Source organism: Flavicella sediminum, from assembly GCF_006381105.1.
GTDB classification, from domain to species: Bacteria; Bacteroidota; Bacteroidia; order Flavobacteriales; family Flavobacteriaceae; genus Flavicella; species Flavicella sediminum.
Window position 1 is genome coordinate 2,313 of the sequence record NZ_VDET01000006.1, and the last position, 3,108, is coordinate 5,420.

The window sequence follows — 3,108 nt, forward strand, 5'->3', positions numbered from 1 at the left end:
TTAGTGTTTGGCTGAGAATCTCGCGATTATCAACTCCCACACTAACCTTATACAAAACCGTTGCCAGCCATTTACAAAACGTAATTCTGAAACTGAAAAACTTAACAAAAATGAATGATATAAACTTAAAAGAACAACAAGAAAAATTAACAGAGGTTCTTATTGAGAGTGTCATTAAATCTCATTTTAAAGATGGATCATTAACATTATCTGATTTTGGAGACAAGGAAAAATTTTGGAATAAAATTCTTGAATTAAATAAAAAAGCTGAATATCAAGTTATAGTAAACCATACTGATAATTTAATTAATAATGCTCGACATTTTAATGAAATAGGTGAAGTTAATAATGCGAAAATATTTTACGCAACTTATTTTGAACACGAATTAAACAGAATAATTAATGAATTGTGTCAAAGAAAATCTATTAATAAAAAAGAGACAAATAATATTATTAAATCAATTAATATAATTGGTAAACTAACTTGGCTTCCTTTAATACTTGGAATTCCCAAAATATCTGTACAACATAAAAATGTAATTCTAAAACTGGCTGATAATAGAAATGCATATATTCATTATAAACATAATCCTGAACCAAATGAATTAAACGTAAATCAGAAACAAAATATACAAGAAGACATAAAGCAAATTGAAAAGACAATTACTTATTTCAAAAAATATTCAAGTCGAATTTTATTTAATAATCAAAAGACAAAACTTGAAAAAGAATTAAAAATCAGAAAATCAAATAAAGATTCAGCTGAAAAATAAAAAACGGCAGGCAACACCGTATAAAGTTAATGTGGGTTTTTATGGTTTACTCCAAAGGTTTGTGTCTTTTTACTATGTCACTTCTACTTATTTGAGTATTTTTAGGTCGACTAAGATAAAAACACAAATAAGTATAAGCTTAGTGCTAGGCTGAAAATCATATGATTTCCAACTCCCACACTAACCCTATACAAAACCGTTGCCACACATAAAAACTGAACGAAAATTGAAACCTATAATTACAATATTTATATTTATTACATTTCATTCATTTAGTCAGAATCTAAAAGAGTTCGAAACAAAAACTGAAATGGATTTCGATTTTGGAATTCAAGTACAAAATGATTGGAAAGAGAGAAATCAATTATTTAACGATTTAGAGTCTGAAAAAAGAAGTTGGGAAAATCTAACTAAAAAAGAATCAGAGCTGTTAGAAAAATATAATGAAACTTATAACTCAATGTGGGATATTGAAGGCGGAGGCTGTTCCTGGTATTGTGGTGCTGGAGATTATACAGTTCGCTCGTCATCATATTTAAAAAATCAAAATAAAAATTCTTACGAAATAAATAACATTAAAGATTTTAGTTATCAAACAGCTTGGGTAGAAGGTGTTAAAGGTTACGGAATTGGAGAATTTATTGAGTTCATATTTGTTCCAAAACACCCGAGAGTAACAGTTATAAAAATTGCTAATGGCTATATAAAAAGTAAAGAAATCTGGAAAAATAATTCACGCGTTAAGAAACTTAAAATGTACTTTAACGATGTTCTTTATGGAATAATTAATCTTAAAGATGTTTATTCTTTACAATCTATTGAGTTAGAAAAACCTATTGGATATTCTGAAAGAAAAGATTACAAAAAACTTCAAACCTTGTCAAAATGGAAAATAAAATTTGAGATTTTGGAAATCTATAAAGGAGACAAGTACGATGATACAGCAATAACCGAAATATTTTTTGACGGAATAGATATACATTAAAAATTACGTGTGGCAACACCGTATAAAGTTAATGTGGGTTTTTATGGCTTGTCCAAAGTTTTAGGCTTTTTTACTGTGTCACTTATACTTATTTGAGTATTTTTAGGTCGACAAGATAAAAACATAAAATAAGTATAAGCTTAGTGCTAGGCTGATAATCCTTCGATTATCAACTCCCACAATAACCTTATACAAAACCGTTAGGGTAAATTAAAAAAATGAAGAAACTAAACGTATACATAGATTATTCAGGAACTAATGAAGGAGTCTTTAGTGAAAACCTGAAGAGTCGTATCAAGAATATAGATGGAATAGATAAGGTATTGACCTATTCTGATTTAAAAGTGCAAGAGGTTCAAATAAGCGAAGATGAATATGAAGAAGACTGGGAAAAGCCAACTATAGATGCAATTAAAAAAGCTGATATCACTATCGTTGTTTTATCAGAGCTGTATTTAGATTTCGTATCAGAAGATTTAGAATCTGAATACGATAAAATCATTGAAAGTAATGATAAGTATTTATTTACTTTTTTATATACACCGTCAGAATGGGGTTCGCATAATTGGGTTGTTAAAAGTAAACTTTACCCTTTAAACGGAACTGCTCTTTCTGAACATACTGAAACAGAATCATCTAAAGTTACAAATGATTTCGTAAAAACTATAAAAGCAATAGTTCGCGATAGAAATTCACCTGAAAAAAAAGAAGTAATTGTTCAAGACAATCAATCTGTATTTATTTCTCATGACCATGATGATGCCGATTTTGCAGAACTGTTAAAACTTAAATTAGAAAAGCACTCAATAAATAGTTGGATTGATACTGAAAGATTAAAAATAGGACAAGATTGGAGACAAGAAATTGATGATGGTATTCAAAATTCTATAGCTGTAATTGCTATCATGACACCAGAAGCTAGAAAATCTGAATATGTAACATATGAATGGGCTTTTGCTTGGGGAAAAAGCATTAAAGTATTCCCGATTATGCTCAAACAAACTCAATTACATCCCAGATTAGAATCTTTACAGTATTTAGATTTTACGAATCGTTCAGCTAGACCATGGACTGAACTAATAGATTCAATTAAAGAAATATTAAAATAACTTACCCTAACACCGCATAAAGTCAATGTGGGTTTTTATGGTTTAAACAAAGGTTTGTGTTTTTTTACTATGTCACTTCTACTTATTTATCTATTTTTAGGTCGACTAAGATAAAAACACAAAATAAGTAAAAGTTTAGTCCGGGGCTGAGAATCTTAAGATTATCAACTCCCACACTAACTTTATACAAAACAGTTAGGCAAAACGGGGGGATTTCCAAGCGGAAATCCACACAGTATTA

3 protein-coding genes are annotated in these 3,108 nt (G+C 29.1%); all 3 read left to right on the forward strand.

Annotated elements, in window-relative coordinates; translation table 11 throughout:
* Positions 1-773 (forward strand): hypothetical protein (locus tag FGM02_RS07810; RefSeq protein ID WP_208021489.1); only part of this gene is annotated, 773 nt, incomplete at its 5' end.
* 226 nt (positions 774-999) lie between these two features.
* Positions 1,000-1,758 (forward strand): NADase-type glycan-binding domain-containing protein, encoded by a 759-nt coding sequence (locus FGM02_RS07815; RefSeq protein ID WP_139957811.1) that lies wholly within the window; start codon positions 1,000-1,002, stop codon positions 1,756-1,758.
* A 218-nt stretch (positions 1,759-1,976) separates the two neighbouring features.
* Positions 1,977-2,867, forward strand: coding sequence for a toll/interleukin-1 receptor domain-containing protein (locus FGM02_RS07820; protein WP_139957812.1), 891 nt, complete (start codon positions 1,977-1,979; stop codon positions 2,865-2,867).
* The last annotated feature ends 241 nt before the right edge of the window (positions 2,868-3,108 follow it).

Coding starts and splice junctions, on each gene's coding strand:
- FGM02_RS07820 (WP_139957812.1), top strand. CDS start 1,977: ATGAAGAAACTAAACGTATACATAGATTATTCAGGAACTAATGAAGGA.